This window comes from Massilia sp. (assembly GCF_031995545.1).
Lineage (GTDB): Bacteria > Pseudomonadota > Gammaproteobacteria > Burkholderiales > Burkholderiaceae_D > Telluria.
This window is the reverse complement of record NZ_DAMAGA010000018.1, coordinates 1-15,903: the sequence shown is the minus strand read 5'-3', so window position 1 is coordinate 15,903 and position 15,903 is coordinate 1. Positions and strand designations below refer to the sequence as shown.

The 15,903-nt window shown below is 66.6% G+C and carries 13 protein-coding genes; all 13 read right to left on the bottom strand.

Features of this window, described 5'->3' with window-relative positions; all coding sequences use genetic code 11:
- Nucleotides 1-350: 350 nt before the first annotated feature.
- A complete protein-coding gene (locus RTQ83_RS13960) occupies nucleotides 351-884 on the bottom strand; it encodes a MarR family transcriptional regulator (protein ID WP_312515614.1) in 534 nt (177 codons plus the stop codon).
- A 95-nt stretch (nucleotides 885-979) separates the two neighbouring features.
- Nucleotides 980-1,687, bottom strand: a complete 708-nt coding sequence (locus RTQ83_RS13955; protein ID WP_312515612.1) for a response regulator — start codon at nucleotides 1,685-1,687, stop codon at nucleotides 980-982.
- 33 nt (nucleotides 1,688-1,720) lie between these two features.
- On the bottom strand, nucleotides 1,721-6,073 hold the full coding sequence (locus RTQ83_RS13950; RefSeq protein ID WP_312515609.1) for a two-component regulator propeller domain-containing protein: 4,353 nt from the start codon (nucleotides 6,071-6,073) through the stop codon (nucleotides 1,721-1,723).
- The gene (locus RTQ83_RS13945; protein WP_312515606.1) at nucleotides 6,070-7,251 is read right to left on the bottom strand and encodes a patatin-like phospholipase family protein; all 1,182 of its coding nucleotides are present in this window, start codon (nucleotides 7,249-7,251) and stop codon (nucleotides 6,070-6,072) included. Before RTQ83_RS13945 ends, RTQ83_RS13950 begins: the two co-directional genes overlap by 4 nt.
- A 216-nt stretch (nucleotides 7,252-7,467) precedes the next feature.
- The gene (gene ggt, locus RTQ83_RS13940) at nucleotides 7,468-9,231 is read right to left on the bottom strand and encodes a gamma-glutamyltransferase (RefSeq protein ID WP_312515603.1); all 1,764 of its coding nucleotides are present in this window, start codon (nucleotides 9,229-9,231) and stop codon (nucleotides 7,468-7,470) included.
- A gap of 139 nt (nucleotides 9,232-9,370) precedes the next feature.
- Nucleotides 9,371-10,129, bottom strand: coding sequence for a 3-hydroxyacyl-CoA dehydrogenase (locus tag RTQ83_RS13935; protein ID WP_312515600.1), 759 nt, complete (start codon nucleotides 10,127-10,129; stop codon nucleotides 9,371-9,373).
- 123 nt (nucleotides 10,130-10,252) lie between these two features.
- On the bottom strand, nucleotides 10,253-10,786 hold the full coding sequence (locus tag RTQ83_RS13930; RefSeq protein WP_312515597.1) for a hypothetical protein: 534 nt from the start codon (nucleotides 10,784-10,786) through the stop codon (nucleotides 10,253-10,255).
- A 371-nt stretch (nucleotides 10,787-11,157) separates the two neighbouring features.
- The gene (gene adk / locus RTQ83_RS13925) at nucleotides 11,158-11,814 is read right to left on the bottom strand and encodes an adenylate kinase (protein ID WP_312515594.1); all 657 of its coding nucleotides are present in this window, start codon (nucleotides 11,812-11,814) and stop codon (nucleotides 11,158-11,160) included.
- Nucleotides 11,815-11,999: 185 nt separating this feature from the next.
- On the bottom strand, nucleotides 12,000-12,752 hold the full coding sequence (gene kdsB, locus RTQ83_RS13920) for a 3-deoxy-manno-octulosonate cytidylyltransferase (protein WP_312515590.1): 753 nt from the start codon (nucleotides 12,750-12,752) through the stop codon (nucleotides 12,000-12,002).
- A 10-nt stretch (nucleotides 12,753-12,762) separates the two neighbouring features.
- Nucleotides 12,763-12,933: a Trm112 family protein gene (locus RTQ83_RS13915; protein ID WP_312515587.1), complete on the bottom strand. Its 171-nt coding sequence runs from the start codon at nucleotides 12,931-12,933 to the stop codon at nucleotides 12,763-12,765.
- Nucleotides 12,914-13,939: a tetraacyldisaccharide 4'-kinase gene (gene lpxK, locus RTQ83_RS13910; protein ID WP_312515584.1), complete on the bottom strand. Its 1,026-nt coding sequence runs from the start codon at nucleotides 13,937-13,939 to the stop codon at nucleotides 12,914-12,916. The genes RTQ83_RS13915 and lpxK overlap by 20 nt, the downstream gene beginning before the upstream one ends.
- A 48-nt stretch (nucleotides 13,940-13,987) precedes the next feature.
- Nucleotides 13,988-14,425 (bottom strand): biopolymer transporter ExbD, encoded by a 438-nt coding sequence (locus RTQ83_RS13905; protein WP_290417466.1) that lies wholly within the window; start codon nucleotides 14,423-14,425, stop codon nucleotides 13,988-13,990.
- The gene (locus RTQ83_RS13900; protein ID WP_312515581.1) at nucleotides 14,425-15,033 is read right to left on the bottom strand and encodes a MotA/TolQ/ExbB proton channel family protein; all 609 of its coding nucleotides are present in this window, start codon (nucleotides 15,031-15,033) and stop codon (nucleotides 14,425-14,427) included. Before RTQ83_RS13900 ends, RTQ83_RS13905 begins: the two co-directional genes overlap by 1 nt.
- Nucleotides 15,034-15,903: the final 870 nt, after the last annotated feature.

Sequence of the window (15,903 nt, the reverse complement as noted above, 5' to 3'; positions counted from 1 at the left end):
TTCAGATGAGATATCTATTTCTGGAAAATTCCAAAAATAAATGGTACTTACCTGAAACGACGACATCTTTGATTCTGAACAGGCTCTTGCTCGGACTTACTGGCGACCTGGCGATGCCGATAGTCCAACGAAGAGGCAACCGTTACGAGAATAGCTCGGCCGTGTACGGAATTCGTTGGTACTGTGGGTTAGTTCCTGGCTGAGGATGCCCAGCCTTGACATGGCTAATGGGATACATGGCAGCCTAGGGGAAAGAGTGAGCAGGCAGCATGGCTAGTCATGCTACGGTGAGCAATGTGGCACACGGTGGCCAGGCGCGCCAGTAGCGACTGCCACCTACCTGGCAGACTTTACATACTCGCCCGTAGCTTGCGTTTCATGGTCGAGAGCAGCTCGATCATGATCGCCTTGTCCTCACTTGGCACGTCGGCCAGCATTTCCTCGATCCAGCGCTCGTGGGTCGCCGCCATCTCGGCGAACGCGGCCTTGCCGGCCGGGGTCAGCTTGACCGCCGAGGCGCGCCGGTCTTTCGTGTCCTGCACCCGCATCACCAGCGCTTCCCGTTCGAGCTGGTCGGTGATCCCGGTGACATTGCCGCCGGTGACCATCATGCGCTTGGACAGTTCCCCCATGCGCAATCCTTCCGGAAAGCGCTCCAGCTGCGCCATCAGATCGAAACGCGGCAGCGTGATGCCGAAGGTGGTGCGCAGGCGGCTGCGCACTTCGTTTTCGATCCTGGTCGTGCACGACAGCATGCGTAGCCACAGCCGCAGCGACTGGTGGTGCTCGCTGGTCAGGCGGCTTTCCAGATCCAGTTCGGCCTTCTTGCCTGCGCCGTCCAAACCTTCGTCGCGCTGTGCCCCCTGCTCGTCAAAACCCTGCATGCTTCCCTCAAACCGCTTTGCGCGTAATGTCAACCGCCGTAGTTTACCGGTTTCGGTGAGAAGCAGTTGTTTCGACAGCGGATTCGCATTCCCCGTCAGACCCGGGCGCCCTGGCGCGCCGCCGCGCGGTTGGCCAGATTCAGCGCCGCCGCCACCCGCATCCGGTCGCCCGCCTGCGCGGTGCCGATCGCTTCCAGCGCCGCCACCGCGCTGCGCAGGCCGAGCATGGCGCAGCCTTCGCGCAGGCGCGCCAGGCGCGCAATGATGGTGTCGGCATCGGCCGCCGCCAGTTCCAGGCCGGCCGCTTCCAGCTGGCGTCCCAGACCGTCGTAGTACAGGCGCAGGCGCGCGTCATCGATACCGAGCCGATGCGCGACATCGGCCGGCGCTTCATCGTCCGGCCCCGCATCCGCGAACAGCCGCTCGAACTGTGCCCGCACGTCGTCCTGGCGGAACGGCTTGACGATGTAGCCGTCGGCGCCGGCCGCCGTGGCCTCGTCGCGGGTGGCGCCATCGGCGGCGGCCGACACCAGCACGAAGGGCAGCGCCGCCAGCGCCGGCTGCGCGCGCAGGCGCTGCAGCAGCTCCAGTCCCGACAGGTGCGGCATGCGCAGGTCGCAGAACACGATGTCCGGGGCGCTATCCGACGCTCCGGCGTCGCTCAGGAGCTGCCAGGCCTCGGCCCCGTCCTCGGCCTCGATGATCTCGTGCCTGCCGCAACTGTCGATCAGGTGCATCAGCATCATGCGCGCCACTACGTCATCGTCGACCACCAGAACCTTCATCGGTACCTCATCAGCCATGTTCGAGTTTGCATTATAAGCACGTACATACGTTCATTCCCGTTTCGCGTCTGACGCGGCCTGGAAGCCTTCCAGCAGCGCATTCAGCTGCGGCAGGCCGGCGCGTACCCGCTCCAGGTCGAACACTGCCGCCGCACTCTCCAGCTGCACGCACAACTGCTCCAGCGGCGCGTCGTCGAGATGGCTGGCGCTGCCGCGCAAGCCGTGCAGGATGCGGCCAACCGTGTCGGCGTCACCGGCGTCCAGCGCCGCTTCCAGTTCGGCGCGGCGGCGCGGCAGATCGGCGCTGAAGGCGGCGCGCAGGCGCGCCGCCAGCGCGGCGTCGCGACCGGCGCGGTCCGAGTCTGGTTCCTGGTCCGGTGTACGCTGCGGCGCGGGGGGCTGGGCGGCGCCCACGGTCACGTCGAACATCGCATCCAGCGCCGCCGTGGCCAGCGCTGCAGTGCTGCGCGCCTGTGTGTCCGGCTCCTGCGCTGGCATCAATGGCAGCGCCACGCCGCGTCCCAGCTGGCGCTCGATCGCGCGGCTCAGCTGCAGGTGCAGCGCCGCCTCGTCGATCGGCTTGGTGAGGAAGGCGTCCATGCCGCAGGCCAGGTAGCGCTGGCGGTCTTCGTTGCTGGCGTTGGCGGTCAGCGCCACGATCATCACGTGCGGGTCGAGCACCGGGGCGTCCGGCGGGCCGCCGGCGCGGATCAGGCGCGTGGCGCTGGCGCCGTCCATCTCGGGCATGCGGCCGTCCATCAGGATCAGGTCGTAGCGCGTGCGCGCGCACGCCGCCACCGCGGCGGCGCCGTCGTCGGCGATGTCGATCTCGTGGCCCATCTCTTCCACCATCAGGCGCGCGATGATCTGGTTGGTCGGGAAGTCCTCGGCGCACAGCACCCTGAGGCGGTGGCTGTGCGGCGCGCGCGGCGCGTGCTCGGGATGCAGCGGCTCGACGCCGTCGTCGAGCGGCAGCAGCACGCTGAAGGTGCTGCCCTGCCCTTCGGTGCTGTTGACGCCGATCGAGCCTTTCATCAGCTCCACCAGCTGGCGGCAGATCGCCAGTCCCAGGCCGGTGCCGCCGTAGCGGCGCGTGGTGGTGCTGTCAGCCTGCTCGAACTTCTGGAACAGGCGCGGCACGGCGTCGGCCGGGATGCCGATGCCGGTGTCGCGCACCGTGAAGCGGATCATGTGGCGCCCCGGTGCCTCGGGCTGCTCGTCGGGCCGGCACTGCACGCTCACCTGGACGCTGCCGCTCCTGGTGAACTTGAAGGCATTGCCGACCAGGTTGACCAGCACCTGGCGCAGCCGGGTCGGGTCGCCCACCAGGTAGCGCGGAACGTTGTCGTCCACCGTCACCGAAAACTCCAGGTCCTGGCTGGCCGCCTGCTCCTGGAACAGGCTGGCCACGTTGCGCATCTTGGCGTGCAGGTCGAAGTCGATCCGTTCCACCGACAGCTTGCCGGCCTCGATCTTGGAAAAGTCGAGCAGGTCGTTAATGATCGCCAGCAGCGACTGGGCGTTGGCCTGGCCGCGGACGATCTGGTCGCGCGTGCCGTCTTTCAGCTGCGGGTCGCGCAGCGCGAAGCCGAGCATGCCGATCACGCCGGCCAGCGGGGTGCGCATCTCGTGGCTCATATTGGCCAAAAATTCCGACTTCTGGCGCGTCGCGTCCTCGGCGCGCTCCTTGGCCTGACGCAGGAACTCCTCGTTCTCCTGCAGCGCGCGGTAGGCGCGCGCCAGCTCGTTGCTCTGGTGGCGCACGCGCCGCTCCTGCTCGCGCATCTCGCGCGCCTGACTCTCCAACACACGGTTCTGCTGCTCGACCTGCTCGGTGCGGGCGCTGACCTGGTGTTCGAGGCGCTCCTTGTGGCTGCGCAGGCTCGACAGCCGCATGCGCAGGCCGGCGTACACCACCGCGCACACCAGCACCGTCATGCCGATCCGGAACCACGGCGTGCCCCACGGCGGCGGCTCGATGGTCAGCGCCAGCGCCGCCACGTCTTCGCTCCAGATCCCGTCCTTGTTGGCGGCGCGCACCCGGAACACATAGGTGCCGGGATCGAGGTTGGTGTAGGTGGCCGAGCGGCGGTCGGCGCCGGCGTTCACCCAGCCCTGGTCGAAGCCGTCGAGGCGGTAGGCGAAGCGGTTGCGCTCGGGCGCGGCGAAGTGCAGCGCCGCGAATTCGAGCGTGACCACGGCGGCGTCGGCCGGCAGCGTGACCGCGCTGGCATGCTCCACGGGCCCCGCCAGCAGGCCCGGGAACACCTGGTCGAGCGGGCGGTTGAACACCTGCAGAGCGGTGATCACCGGCCGCGGCGCGATGCGGTTGTCGCGCAGCGCGCGCGGGTCGAACGCGGTGATGCCGTTGAAGCCGCCGAAGTACAGGGTGCCGTCACGCGTGCGCAGGCTGGCGGCGTCGAAGTAGGCGCCTTCGGCGATGCCGTCGGCCGCGGTGTAGCTGCGCCAGCGACCGCTCTTCGGGTCGAAGCACGAGATGCCGCTGGCGGTGCTGACCCAGATGCGGCCGTCGAGGTCTTCCAGCAGCGCCGCCACCGCGTCGTCGACCAGGCCGTCGTGGGTGGTGTAGCGGGTGAAACTGACCGCGCCGTCGCGCCCCGTGACCATGCGGTTCAGGCCGACCGCGGTACCGACCCAGACGTCGCCGCGGCTGTCTTCCATCAGGTGGTGCACCTCGTCGTGACTGAGGCTGTTGGGGTCGTAGGGATCGTGGCGGAAGTGGCGGAAGCGGCCGCTGGCGCGATCGAACAGATCGAGGCCGCCGAAGGTGCCGACCCAGAACCGGCCATGGCGGTCTTCCAGCAGCGGGCGCGCGATGTCGTCCGACAGGCTGGCCACCTTGGCCGGGTCGTGGCGGTAGCTGAGCACCCCGCCGCCGTCGGGGTCGAGCCGGTGCAGACCGCCGCGGGTGGTGATCCAGATGTAGCCCGCTCGGTCGGTCATCATCGAGCGCACGTTGTTGGCGTCGGCGTCGCCCGGCAGCGTCTGGCGCCGGAAGCGTCTGGTGGCCGGGTCGAAGGCGGTCACGCCGGAGCGGCTGCCGACCCACAGCACACCGTGGCGGTCGCGCGCCAGCGCCGCCGCCGGCACGTCGATCAGGCTGTTCGGGTTGTCCGGCTCGTGGCGGTAGACGGTGGCCTGGCCGCTGGCCGGGTCCATGTGGTGCAGCGCGGTGGCGGTACCGACCCACAGCCGGTCTCCGTCCTCCATCAGCACCCGCACCTTGTTGTCGACCAGGCCGCGGCCGGCGTCCGGCGCGCCGGCATTGGCATCAGCATCGGCGTCGGCGCCGCCGGTGCGGCTGACGATGCGCGCAAAACCGCCGCTGCCCAGATCCACCCGCGACACGCCGCCGTACCAGGTACCGGCCCAGAAGGTGCCGGCGCGGTCGCGGTACAGCGCCGAGATGTAGTTGTCGGCCAGGCTGTGGCGGTCGGCCACGGCGTGGCGGTAGCCGTCGAAGCGTTCCACGCCATCGTCCTTGCCCGTCGCCGGTGCGCGCCAGCGAAACAGCCCCGCGTCGTGCGAGCCGATCCAGATGCTGGCGCCGTCCTGGTATAGCGTGGTGATCCAGTACGGTCCCAGCCCGTCCTGGGCGCCGAAGCGGCGCACCTGGCCGGCCTGCGGGCCGCGCAGGGAGCGCCGTTCCAGGCCGCCGAAGCGGCCGACCCACAGGCGCTGGGCATCGTCCACCAGCAGCGCATGCACCGGCGTCTCGCGCGGGCCGAGGCCGGACGGATGGTGGGTAATCTCGCGGCGGTCGGGACTCAGGCTGTCCAGCCCCGCCGCGCTGCCGATCCACAGCCGCCCGTCGGCGTCCACCGCCAGCGCCTGGATGCCGTCGTCGCGCAACGTGCGCGGATTGTCCGGCACGTGGTGCCAGACCGTGAAGCGCCCGCTCTCGGTGTCGAAGTGCTGCAGGCCGTCGGCGGTGCCGATCCACAGGCCGTCGGCGCCGTCGCCGATCATGGTCTTGATCTGGCGGTTGCCGTTGCCGCGCCGCGCCGGCTCGTTCGGCAGGTACAGCGTGAAGCTCTGGGTGGCCGGGTCGTAGCGATTCAGGCCGCCGTCGGTGCCGATCCACATGCGGCCGTGGCGGTCCAGGTGCAGCACGCGCACCCAGTTGTTGACCAGGCTGCGCGGGTTGCCGATCTCGTTGCGGTGGGCGACGAAGCGGTAGCCGTCGTAGCGCGACAGGCCGGACTGGGTACCGAACCACATGAAGCCGTCGCGGTCCTGGACGATCGACAGCACCGATTCCTGGGTCAGGCCCTGCTGCACCGACAGGTGCTCGAAGCGCAGCGTGGGCTCGGGCGGGGCCGCGTGGATGGCCGGCGCCAGCGCCAGCAGAAACAGTACGACAAACAATCGAAGCATGGTCATGAAGCGAAAAATGCCAGCACGTCGCCGCGCCGGGCCAGGGTGTCGCGTTCGCCGAGGCGGATCAGCTCGCGCGTGTAGCCGGCCTCGAACAGCAGATAGGAGGCCAGCGCGGCGCCGCGCGACTCGAGCGCGCCGAGGGCGCCCAGCAGCGCGCGCACCGGCGCCGGCAGGCTGGCGCTGTGGCGCGCGGCGATGGTGTCGAGGCGCTCCGAGGGCGCGATCACCAGCAGTTTGACATCACGCAGCCCGAGGCCGGCGCGCGCCTCCGGGGCCAGCCGTCCCAATGTATCGTTAATGCGCTGCAGGCGCTCGATGTCGGCCGCCAGGCTGTCGATGAAAATCGACGACAGCGCGTGGCCCGCCACCTGGGCCATGTTCGGATAACCGCCATTGCCCGTGCCCGCGCCTTCGGCATCCGGCCCGGCTTCGCTCATGCGGCCGGCGCCGACCACCAGCACGCGCGTGGCGCCGAGGTGGATCGCCGGCGCGATCGGCGCCTGCTGGCGCATCGAGCCGTCGCCGCAGTATTCACGCCGGCCGCCCAGGTACAGCGGCACCGCCGGGAAGATGAACGGGATCGCGCTCGATGCCAGCAGGTGCTCGACCCCGATCTGGGTCGCCAGCGCCTGGCGTCCGTGCCGGGTCCAGGGCTCGACCCGGGCCGCGCTCTGGTAGAAGGTCAGGTGCTGGCCGCTGGTGTACGACGAGGCGGTGATCGCCAGCGCGTGCAGCGCGCCATCGCCCAGCGCCGCGTCCAGGCGCGGCAGGTCGAGCACGCGGTGCAGCAGGCCAGCCAGCGGGGTGTTGTCGAGCAGCGAATCGGGCGGCGCCGCGCGCCACTTGCGCAGCAGCGCGCCGAACGACAGCAGCGACAGCCAGCGCGCGCCGGAGCGCAGCACCGCCAGCGAATCGGCGCGGTAGACGGTGTGGGTGGCGACGTTTTCCCACACCGCCAGCAGACCGCGCACGGCGCTGGCGAAGTTGTCGGCGCGGCAGGCCAGCGCGGTGGCGTTCAGGGCGCCGGCCGAGGTGCCGCAGATGATGTCGAACGGCGTGCGTCCCGGACGCATCCCGGCGTCGTGCAGGATGCGCAGGATGGCATGCAGGACACCGGCCTGGTAGGCGGCGCGCGCCCCTCCTCCTGTCAGGATCAGTCCGGTTTTCTCATGTTTTTCCACGCGCCAAGGGTAGCAAATTTCGCTTGTCTTGCGGAAAATTTAATGAACTTAATGTTATTTAACAAGGGTTTAGTCGCGGATGTGCAACCAGTGGCGGCACCAGCGAACCATCAGAAGCCCGATCTATCACCTGCACCTGTACGGCTGGCCGCTGCGTGAACTGCCGCCCTACCCGTCGCGCTGCTTTACCGCGCGCACAGGGCGGCGCTTTGCGCCTCAGTCGCCCTTGGCCACGCCTTCGCGGCGCGGATCGGCGCCGCCGAACCACAGCGGCACGCCATGCACTTCGATGCGTTCGATGCCGTGCAGGCCCGAGGTCTGCTCGCCCAGCCTGATCGCATGGCCGCGGGCGCGCAGCACGTCGATGGTCTGTTGCGGGAAGCGTCCCGTTTCCAGCTCGGTCGGGCCGTTACGGCTGCCGAAGTTGGGCAGCGCGATCGCTTCCTGCACGTTCAGGCCCCAGTCAAGCGTACCGACCAGCACCTTGGCCACGTAGTTGATGATGGCCGGACCGCCGGGCGAGCCGATCACCAGCACCAGCTTGCCGGTCTTGCGGTCGAACACGACGGTCGGCGACATGGCGCTGCGCGGACGCTTGCCGGCTTCGACGCGGTTGGCCACCGGACCATCCTTGTCGCGCGCGCTGAACGAGAAGTCGGTCAGCTGGTTGTTGAGCATGAAGCCGTCCACCATCTGGCGCGAGCCGAAGGCGTCCTCGATGGTGGTCGTCATCGCCAGGCCCATGCCGTTGGCGTCGACCACCGACACATGCGAGGTCGACGGCGTCTCGATCGCGTTGTCGGTGCCCCACGCAACGTTCATTCCCGGCGGGGTGCCGGCCGGCGCCTCGCCCATCGAGCTGGCGCCGATCAGGCTGGCGCGCTGCTTCATGTAACCCTTGTCGATCAGGCTCGGCAGGCCGGCGCCGGGCAGCGGCACGAAGTCGGTGTCGGCGGCGTAGCGGTTGCGGTCGGCGTAGGCCAGGCGGCCCACTTCCGAGAACACGTGCACCGCTTCGGCGCCCGGCACGCCGTTCTTCGGCGCCAGCGCTTTCATGTCGAAGGTCTCGAACATGCCCAGCATCTGCGCCACGGCGATCCCGCCCGACGATGGCGGCGGCATGCCGCACACGGTGTAGGCGCGATAGTCGCTGCAGACCGGCGTGCGCACCTTCGGACGGTAGTCGGCGATGTCCTTGGCGCTGAGCAGGCCCGGATTGGTCGGGTGGCGCGCGACCTTGGCCGCGATGTCGCGCGCGATGTGGCCGTTGTAGAACACGTCGGCCCCGCCCTCGGCGATCTCGCGCAGGGTCTTGGCCAGCGCCGGATTCTTCAGGATGTGGCCGACCGGCCAGGCCTTGCCGTTCTTGTCGTAAAAGTGCGCCAGCGCCACCGGATCCTTGCGCAGGTAGGCGTCGCCTTGCAGCATCTTGTGCATGCGCGGGCTGACCGCGAACCCTGTTTCGGCCATGCGGATCGCCGGCTGGAACAGGTCTTTCCACGGCAGCTTGCCGTGCTGGCGGTGCGCCAGTTCGAGCATGCGCAGCGCGCCCGGCGCGCCGACCGAGCGGCCGCCGACGATGCCTTCGGCGCGCGACAGCGGCGTGCCGTCGGGACGCTCGAACAGGTGCTCGTCGGCCTTGCTCGGCGCGGTCTCGCGGCCGTCGAAGGCCTGGGTGTGCTTGCCGTCGTAGTGCACCATGAAGGCGCCGCCGCCGATGCCCGACGATTGCGGCTCGACCAGGGTCAGCATCATCTGGGTGGCGATCGCGGCGTCGATGGCGCTGCCGCCGCGGCGCAGGATCTGGTAGCCGGCATCGACCGCCAGCGGATTGGCGGCGGCCACCATGTACTTCTGGGCCGGCCAGCCGGCCTTCTCGGTATAGCCGCTGGCCGCTTCCGGCGCGGCCTGCTGCGAATCCTGGGCCAGGGCGGGCCAGGCCGATGCGCCGCCGATCAGCAGGCCGAGCGCGAATTTCATTGATGTCTTCAAACGATTCTCCAGAAAGCAAACGGGCGCGCGGCATGCACCCACGTACGCACCGCGCGCCCGACACCCCAGCATGCTACCGCATTCGCCGGATGCTTTCAGAGCAAGCCGATCGTTTCGACTCTGCGGTTTACTTCGCCTGCATGCGGATCGCGCCGTCGAGGCGGATCGTTTCGCCGTTGAGCATCACGTTTTCGATGATGGCCTTGGCCAGGTGCGCATACTCTTTCGGCAGCCCGAGGCGCGGCGGGAACGGCACCATCTTGCCCAGCGAATCGCGCACTTCCTGCGGCATGTTCATCAGCATCGGGGTTTCGAAGATGCCCGGCGCGATGGTCATCACGCGGATGCCGTTACGGGCCAGGTCGCGCGCCATCGGCAGCGTCATGCCGGCCACGGCCGCCTTCGATGAACCGTAGGCGGCCTGCCCCATCTGGCCGTCGAAGGCGGCAACCGAGGCGGTGTTGATGATGATGCCGCGCTCGCCGTATTCGGCTTCGGGCGTCTGGCCCATCGCTTCGGCGGCCAGGCGCGCCATGTTGAAGGTACCGACCAGGTTGATGTTCACGGCGCGCTGGAACAGCTCGAGCGAATGCGGGCCTTCCTTGCCGACGGTCTTGGCGGCCGGCGCGATGCCGGCGCAGTTGACCAGGCCGCGCAGGGTGCCGAGCGCCACTGCAGCAGCGACCACGGCCTTGCCGTCGGATTCCTGGGTGACGTCGCATTGGATGAACTGGCCGTTCAGTTCGGTGGCCAGGGCTTTCCCGGTCTCTTCCTGCACGTCGGCGATCACGACCCTGGCGCCGCCTTCCGCGAGCATGCGCGCGGTGGCCGCGCCCAGGCCGGAGGCGCCGCCGGTGACGATGAATACGTTGTCCTGAATTTGCATGGTGTCTCCTTATAAGTTCTTTTGCCGTTTACGTTTACGTTAACGTAAGCACCAGTCGGCATTGTAGCGAACTTTTGGCCGGTGAAACCATGCGGCGCTCAGGACGCCATCAGGAATGTGTCGTTAGAAGCACTGCACCGACTGGCCGTTGCGGTTGCACAGGCGGCCCTGGCTGTTGACGGTGGAGTTGCCGACGCCCGGGTTCAGGGTGGCGCCGCTGGAGTCGGTGCAGGTGGCGCCGACGCAGGCGTTGACGGTGGACGAGGTCGGGCCTGCCGGGGCGGGATTGGGCGTGGCCGGCATCACCGGGGCGCTTGGGGTTGGCATGCGGGCGCTGCTGTCGATCTGTTGCTGGGCGGTGCGCCCGGCGTTCGGCTGCGGGGTCAGCACCGGGCGCACGTTCTGTGGCGCCGGGTGGGTGGCCGGGTCGATCTCCTTCAGGCGCGATGGTTCCTGGCGGCCGGTGGTTTTTTCTTCCTGCGTCATGGGACGCATGTCGATGGCCGGGGCCGGGGCCGAGGTGGTCGGACCGTTCAGGACCGGGCGATAGGTTTCGCCGCTGGTGGGCTGGCCAGGGGTGGCGCCGGTGGTCTGGGCGCCGGCGCTTGCCGCGGTGAAGGCAAACAGGACGGCAAGGATCGATTTGGTTTTGTTCATGGCTAGCCTCGCAAATGTTGGTGACCGATATTGGGAACCGATGACTTATTATCGTCTTGATAAGTCGCGCACGGCGCACGCGAAACAATTGCTCACATAATTGTGATTCGGGACTGGGCAGAGGGAACTGGACGCGTCGGCGGCGGAGCGCGGGGCCGCCTAGGCCAACCCTACGTGTACATCGCTCGCGTGAAGACGAATTGGTAGCGCAAAAACGTCATCCCCGCGCAGGCGGGGACCCAAGTTTGCTTGAGCAGCCACTTCGCCTGGCGTGAGTGGACTGCTGCGGACTTGGGTCCCCGCCTGCGCGGGGATGACGGTTTTAAAGTTAGTATCAAGAAATCCGGTATCGGATTTCTTGCACTTCGGACTTACTCCGACAACGCCGCGAACGCAGCGTCACGCACCTGCTCGACCGGGCCGACGCCGGTAATCTTGCGGTACTTCGGGGCGCCAGGCAGACCCGACTGGGCCCACTTGTTGTAGTAGCCCAGCAGGACTTCGGTCTGGTTGTGGTACACCTCCAGGCGCTTCGACACGGTCTCGGCCTTGTCGTCGTCGCGCTGGATCAGCGGCTCGCCGGTGACGTCGTCGGTGTCCGCGACTTTCGGCGGGTTGAACTTGACGTGGTACACGCGGCCCGAGGCCGGGTGCGAACGGCGGCCGGTCATGCGTTCCAGGATCAGGTCGTCAGGGACGTCGATTTCCAGCACGTAGTCGATGTTGACGCCGCTGTCCTTCATGGCGTCGGCTTGCGCCACGGTGCGCGGGAAGCCGTCGAACAGGTAGCCGTTTTCGCAGTCCGCTTCTTTCAGGCGCTCCTTGACCAGGCCGATGATGATGTCGTCCGAGACCAGCTGGCCCGCATCCATCACCTTCTTGGCCGCCAGGCCGAGTTCGGTACCCGCCTTGATCGCGGCGCGCAGCATGTCGCCGGTCGAGATTTGCGGGATGTTGAACTTCTCCTTGATGAAATTGGCCTGGGTGCCCTTGCCGGCACCGGGTGCTCCTAACAGAATGAGACGCATGAGTTTCCTGAGTTTCTAGAAAATAATGAAAATGAATGTCGTGGCGGCTTTGTGTGATTGGTGCTGCGCTGACTTGCTTGACACGAAAGTTACCACAGAAGTTGGCTTTATAGCCAGTTCCGGGGCTGTGCCGATGGGTTTATTGATCCATCGCAGACAGCCCCATCAGGCGTATGCCGGCCACATCAAGACGGGTAATGTTGGCGTACCCTCGCGAGGTCTTCCGGGGTATCGACGCCGCCCGGTGGCGCTTGTTCGGTGACATGCACCGCGATCGGGTAGCCATGCCACAGCACGCGCAGCTGCTCCAGCGCTTCGATCGATTCGAGCGGCGCCGGTTCGAGCTTGGGATAGGCCTGGAGGAAGGCGTTGCGGTAGGCGTAAAGGCCGATGTGGCGCAGCGGCGCGTAGCCCAGCGGCAGCGATTCCAGGGTCTGGGCGAAGGCATCGCGGTGCCATGGAATCGTGGCGCGCGAGAAGTACAGCGCGCGGCCCGCCTTGTCCAGCACCACCTTGACGATGTTCGGATTGAACACCTCGGCAGCGTCGAAGATCGGGTGGGCGGCGGTGGCCATCGGCACGTCGGCATTGATGCGCGCGGCGCAGGCCGCCAGCAGCGCCGGGTCGATCAGCGGCTCGTCACCCTGCAGGTTGACGACGGTCTCGTCCTCGCCCAGGCCCAGCACCTGCGCCACTTCGGCGATGCGGTCGGTGCCGGACGGATGGTCGGCGCGGGTCAGTACCGCGTGCACGCCGTGGGCGGCGCAGGCGGCGGCGATGTCCTCGTGGTCGGTGGCGACGATGATGCGCGCCGCGCCGGATTCTCGCGCGCGCTCGGCGACGCGCACCACCATGGGTTTGCCGCCGAGGTCGGCCAAAGGCTTGTTCGGCAGGCGGGTCGACGCCAGGCGCGCCGGGATGATGACCGTGAAGCTCATCGCCCGCGCATCAAGCAGGCTCGACCTTGCGGGCCTGGTCGGCCCACATGATCGGAATACCGTCGCGGATCGGATAGGCCAGGCGGTCGCCGGGGCAGGTCAGTTCCTGCGCCTTTTTGTCGTATTCAAGCGGTCCCTTGCACAGGGGGCAGACCAGGATATCAAGCAAGCGAGCGTCCACGACATTTCTCCACGATTTGTTCGGCAAGGCGCACGTCGAGCTGCGCCGTCACCGGAACGACCCACAAGCGCGGGTCGTCCTTCAGATGATCAATTTGCCGACATTTTACTGCATCCTTCTCGGTGATCAGGATCAGCTCGGCATTTACGGCGTCGAACGGCCGGTCGAGGAAGTCGTGGTGGTCGGGCAACGGCAGCTCTTCCAGCGTCAGGCCGGCCGCGCGCAGCATGGCGAAGAAGCGGTCGGGGTTGCCGATACCGGCCGCCGCCACGATGCGTTTATCGCGCAATTGCGCCAGCGGCACCCGCGCCCCGCCCTGCAAAGGCTCGGCATATTCGCCGGACAACTGCATGCGGTAAGGCGCGCCACCGACCGCCGCGGCCAGCCCCGGCGGGACCTCGGGCGCATTGACCACGGTGAAGTCGCGCCGGCGCGACGGCGGCTCGCGCAGCGGTCCCGCCGGCAGCAGCCAACCGTTGCCGACGCCGCGGCCGTCGAACAGCATGATCTCGACGTCGCGCGCCAGCGCGTAGTGCTGCAGGCCGTCGTCGGTGATCAGGACATCGACCTCGGGATACAAGGCCAGCAGCGCCCTGCCCGCTTCCGCGCGGCGGCGGCCGACCACCACCGGACAGCCGGCGCGCGCCGCGATCAGCAGCGGCTCGTCGCCGACTTCGCGCGGATCGGACTGCGGCGTGACGGCGCGCGGCGCACTGTTTTCTCCGCCATGTCCGCGCGAGATCACACCGGGACGCAGGCCGGCCGCGCGCAGCGCGTCGGCCAGCCAGATCGTCAGCGGCGTCTTGCCGGTACCGCCAATAAAGATATTGCCGACCACGACCACCGGCACCGGCAGCCGTTCCGCGCGCTTGAGGCCAAGGCGGAACAGCAGCGCGCGCACGCCGGACAGGACGCGGAACAGCAGCGCCAGCGGCAGCAGCGCCCAGGCCAGCGGACCGCGCCGCAGCCAGGCGCGGGTCAGCGTCGTTTCGAGAGAGGAAGCCATACGGAAATCGATCAGCGGCGCCGGCGGTGCCTGCCGGCGCCCGTGGTATTACTTGGCGCCGCCGGTCTGGGCGGCGAAGGTCAGCTTGTCGTAGCCGGCGACGCGCGCCGCTTCCAGCACATTGATCACCATCTGGTGCATGGCGAACTGGTCGGCATTGACGATCACCACTGGGCTGGCCACTACCTGGCCATCCTGGGTGCGGGCGGCGTTGCGCAAGTCTTGCGCCAGGCCGGCCACACTGCTGAAGGCGACCGGCGTGTTGTTCACCGTGTAGTTACCCTTGGCATCGATGGTGACGTTGATCTCGAACGGCTTCTCTTGCGGCTTGTCGGCCTCGGCGGTCGGCAGCGTGATCTGCAGCTCGGTGAACTTGCTGTAGGTGGTCGAGACCATCAGGAAGATCAGGACGACCAGGAGCACGTCGATGAACGGGATCAGGTTGATCTCCGGATCCTCGCGCTTGCGGCCGCGGCGAAAGTCCATCATTTGCGGGCACCGTGGACGACGTCGACGAACTTCACCGCCTGCAGTTCCATGTCGACGATATAGGTGTCGATCAGGTTGCGGAAGTGACGGTAGAAGACCAGGGCCGGCATCGCGATCGCCAGGCCGAAGCCGGTGTTGTACAGCGCCACCGAGATGCCGTGCGCCAGCTGGGCCGGGTTGTTGCCGCCGGTCGGGCTCGACGCGCCGAAGATCTCGATCATGCCGACCACCGTGCCGAACAGGCCCATCAGCGGCGCCAGCGAAGCGATGGTGCCGAGGGTGGTCAGGAAGCGTTCCAGGCCGTGGGCGACGCCGCGGCCGGCTTCCTCGATCGACTCCTTCATGACGTCGCGCGGGACGTCGACGTTGCGCAGCGCGGCGGCCAGCACGGTGCCGAGCGGGGAATTCTGTTCCAGCTTGTCGATCACGTCCGGCGTCACCTTGCCGCTGCGATGGACGCGGATCACTTCGTCGAGCAGGTTACGGGGGAGGATCTTCTCGCGGCGCAGGGCGATCAGGCGTTCGACAATCAGGGCAACGGCAACGATCGACGCGGCCAGCAGGAACCAGATTGGCCAGCCTGCGGCTTGAAAAATGGCGAGCAAGAGATACTCCTGAGATGAGAAAAATCAATTCGGCAATGTAGCAAGTTGCTAGCGAAGCGGCAAGTAGAGTTCTTCACAACTTCTGTGGATAAAATTGTGCGCAATGGCCTGTATGCGGAACAAGGACCTTGATTCATAAGGACTTTCTGCGCCTGCGCAAGAAAATGGCAGTCTCATGACTTAGCTCAAGTGCAGCTCAACCGCGCGTGCATCGCCGGCTTGCCCTCAGCTCGGCTGTAGTTGCGAACAAATTCTGTGGACAAAATTGTGCGCAAGGGCCATTGGCACTGACTAAGTCTTTGATTCAATACGCATTTATTGTCGAGCTCAAAATATGGGCAGGGTTTGCGGCCTGTACTTCTCATTCACCTAAGTGCGGTTCCTCACAATTTTTGTGGACAAAAGTGTGAGCAAGGGCACTTCTATGACACTAAGCCTTTGATTTACATCAAAAAAATCTATGCGCTTAAAATTTGAGCATGGGCAACTATTTGCCCATAAAAGTGGGTGTTTATAGTCTGTGTGCAACACTTGTTCGGGGTGAAGATGACTTTTGCGCACAATGTTCGTGCTTTGCACATTTTTTGTGGATAAGAATGTGAGGAAGCGCAAAGAATGCACATCAAGTCATTGATTTTAAACACTCTAGTTGCGCATGCCACTTAAACAGGCAGCAGAATTTCTGCATCGAAGTGTACCTGCCCCCACCCTACAGTCAGATATACCGCAGATCATCCTGACGTCAGGTTTGCACAATTTCTGTGGACAACTTTGTGATCAAGCCGCCCGCAATCCACCTAAGTAATTGATTCGTAATAATCCATACCGGCCTGCACCGACAGGCGGTCCGCAAGACGGAACACCGCCTGC

Excerpts from the sequence above, each read along its gene's own strand:
- RTQ83_RS13955 (WP_312515612.1), bottom strand. The coding sequence starts at position 1,687 with ATGGCTGATGAGGTACCGATGAAGGTTCTGGTGGTCGACGATGACGTA.
- RTQ83_RS13960 (WP_312515614.1), bottom strand. The coding sequence starts at position 884 with ATGCAGGGTTTTGACGAGCAGGGGGCACAGCGCGACGAAGGTTTGGAC.
- RTQ83_RS13930 (WP_312515597.1), bottom strand. The coding sequence starts at position 10,786 with ATGAACAAAACCAAATCGATCCTTGCCGTCCTGTTTGCCTTCACCGCG.
- RTQ83_RS13935 (WP_312515600.1), bottom strand. The coding sequence starts at position 10,129 with ATGCAAATTCAGGACAACGTATTCATCGTCACCGGCGGCGCCTCCGGC.
- lpxK (WP_312515584.1), bottom strand. The coding sequence starts at position 13,939 with ATGGCTTCCTCTCTCGAAACGACGCTGACCCGCGCCTGGCTGCGGCGC.
- kdsB (WP_312515590.1), bottom strand. The coding sequence starts at position 12,752 with ATGAGCTTCACGGTCATCATCCCGGCGCGCCTGGCGTCGACCCGCCTG.
- RTQ83_RS13905 (WP_290417466.1), bottom strand. The coding sequence starts at position 14,425 with ATGGACTTTCGCCGCGGCCGCAAGCGCGAGGATCCGGAGATCAACCTG.
- ggt (WP_312515603.1), bottom strand. The coding sequence starts at position 9,231 with ATGAAATTCGCGCTCGGCCTGCTGATCGGCGGCGCATCGGCCTGGCCC.
- adk (WP_312515594.1), bottom strand. The coding sequence starts at position 11,814 with ATGCGTCTCATTCTGTTAGGAGCACCCGGTGCCGGCAAGGGCACCCAG.
- RTQ83_RS13950 (WP_312515609.1), bottom strand. The coding sequence starts at position 6,073 with ATGACCATGCTTCGATTGTTTGTCGTACTGTTTCTGCTGGCGCTGGCG.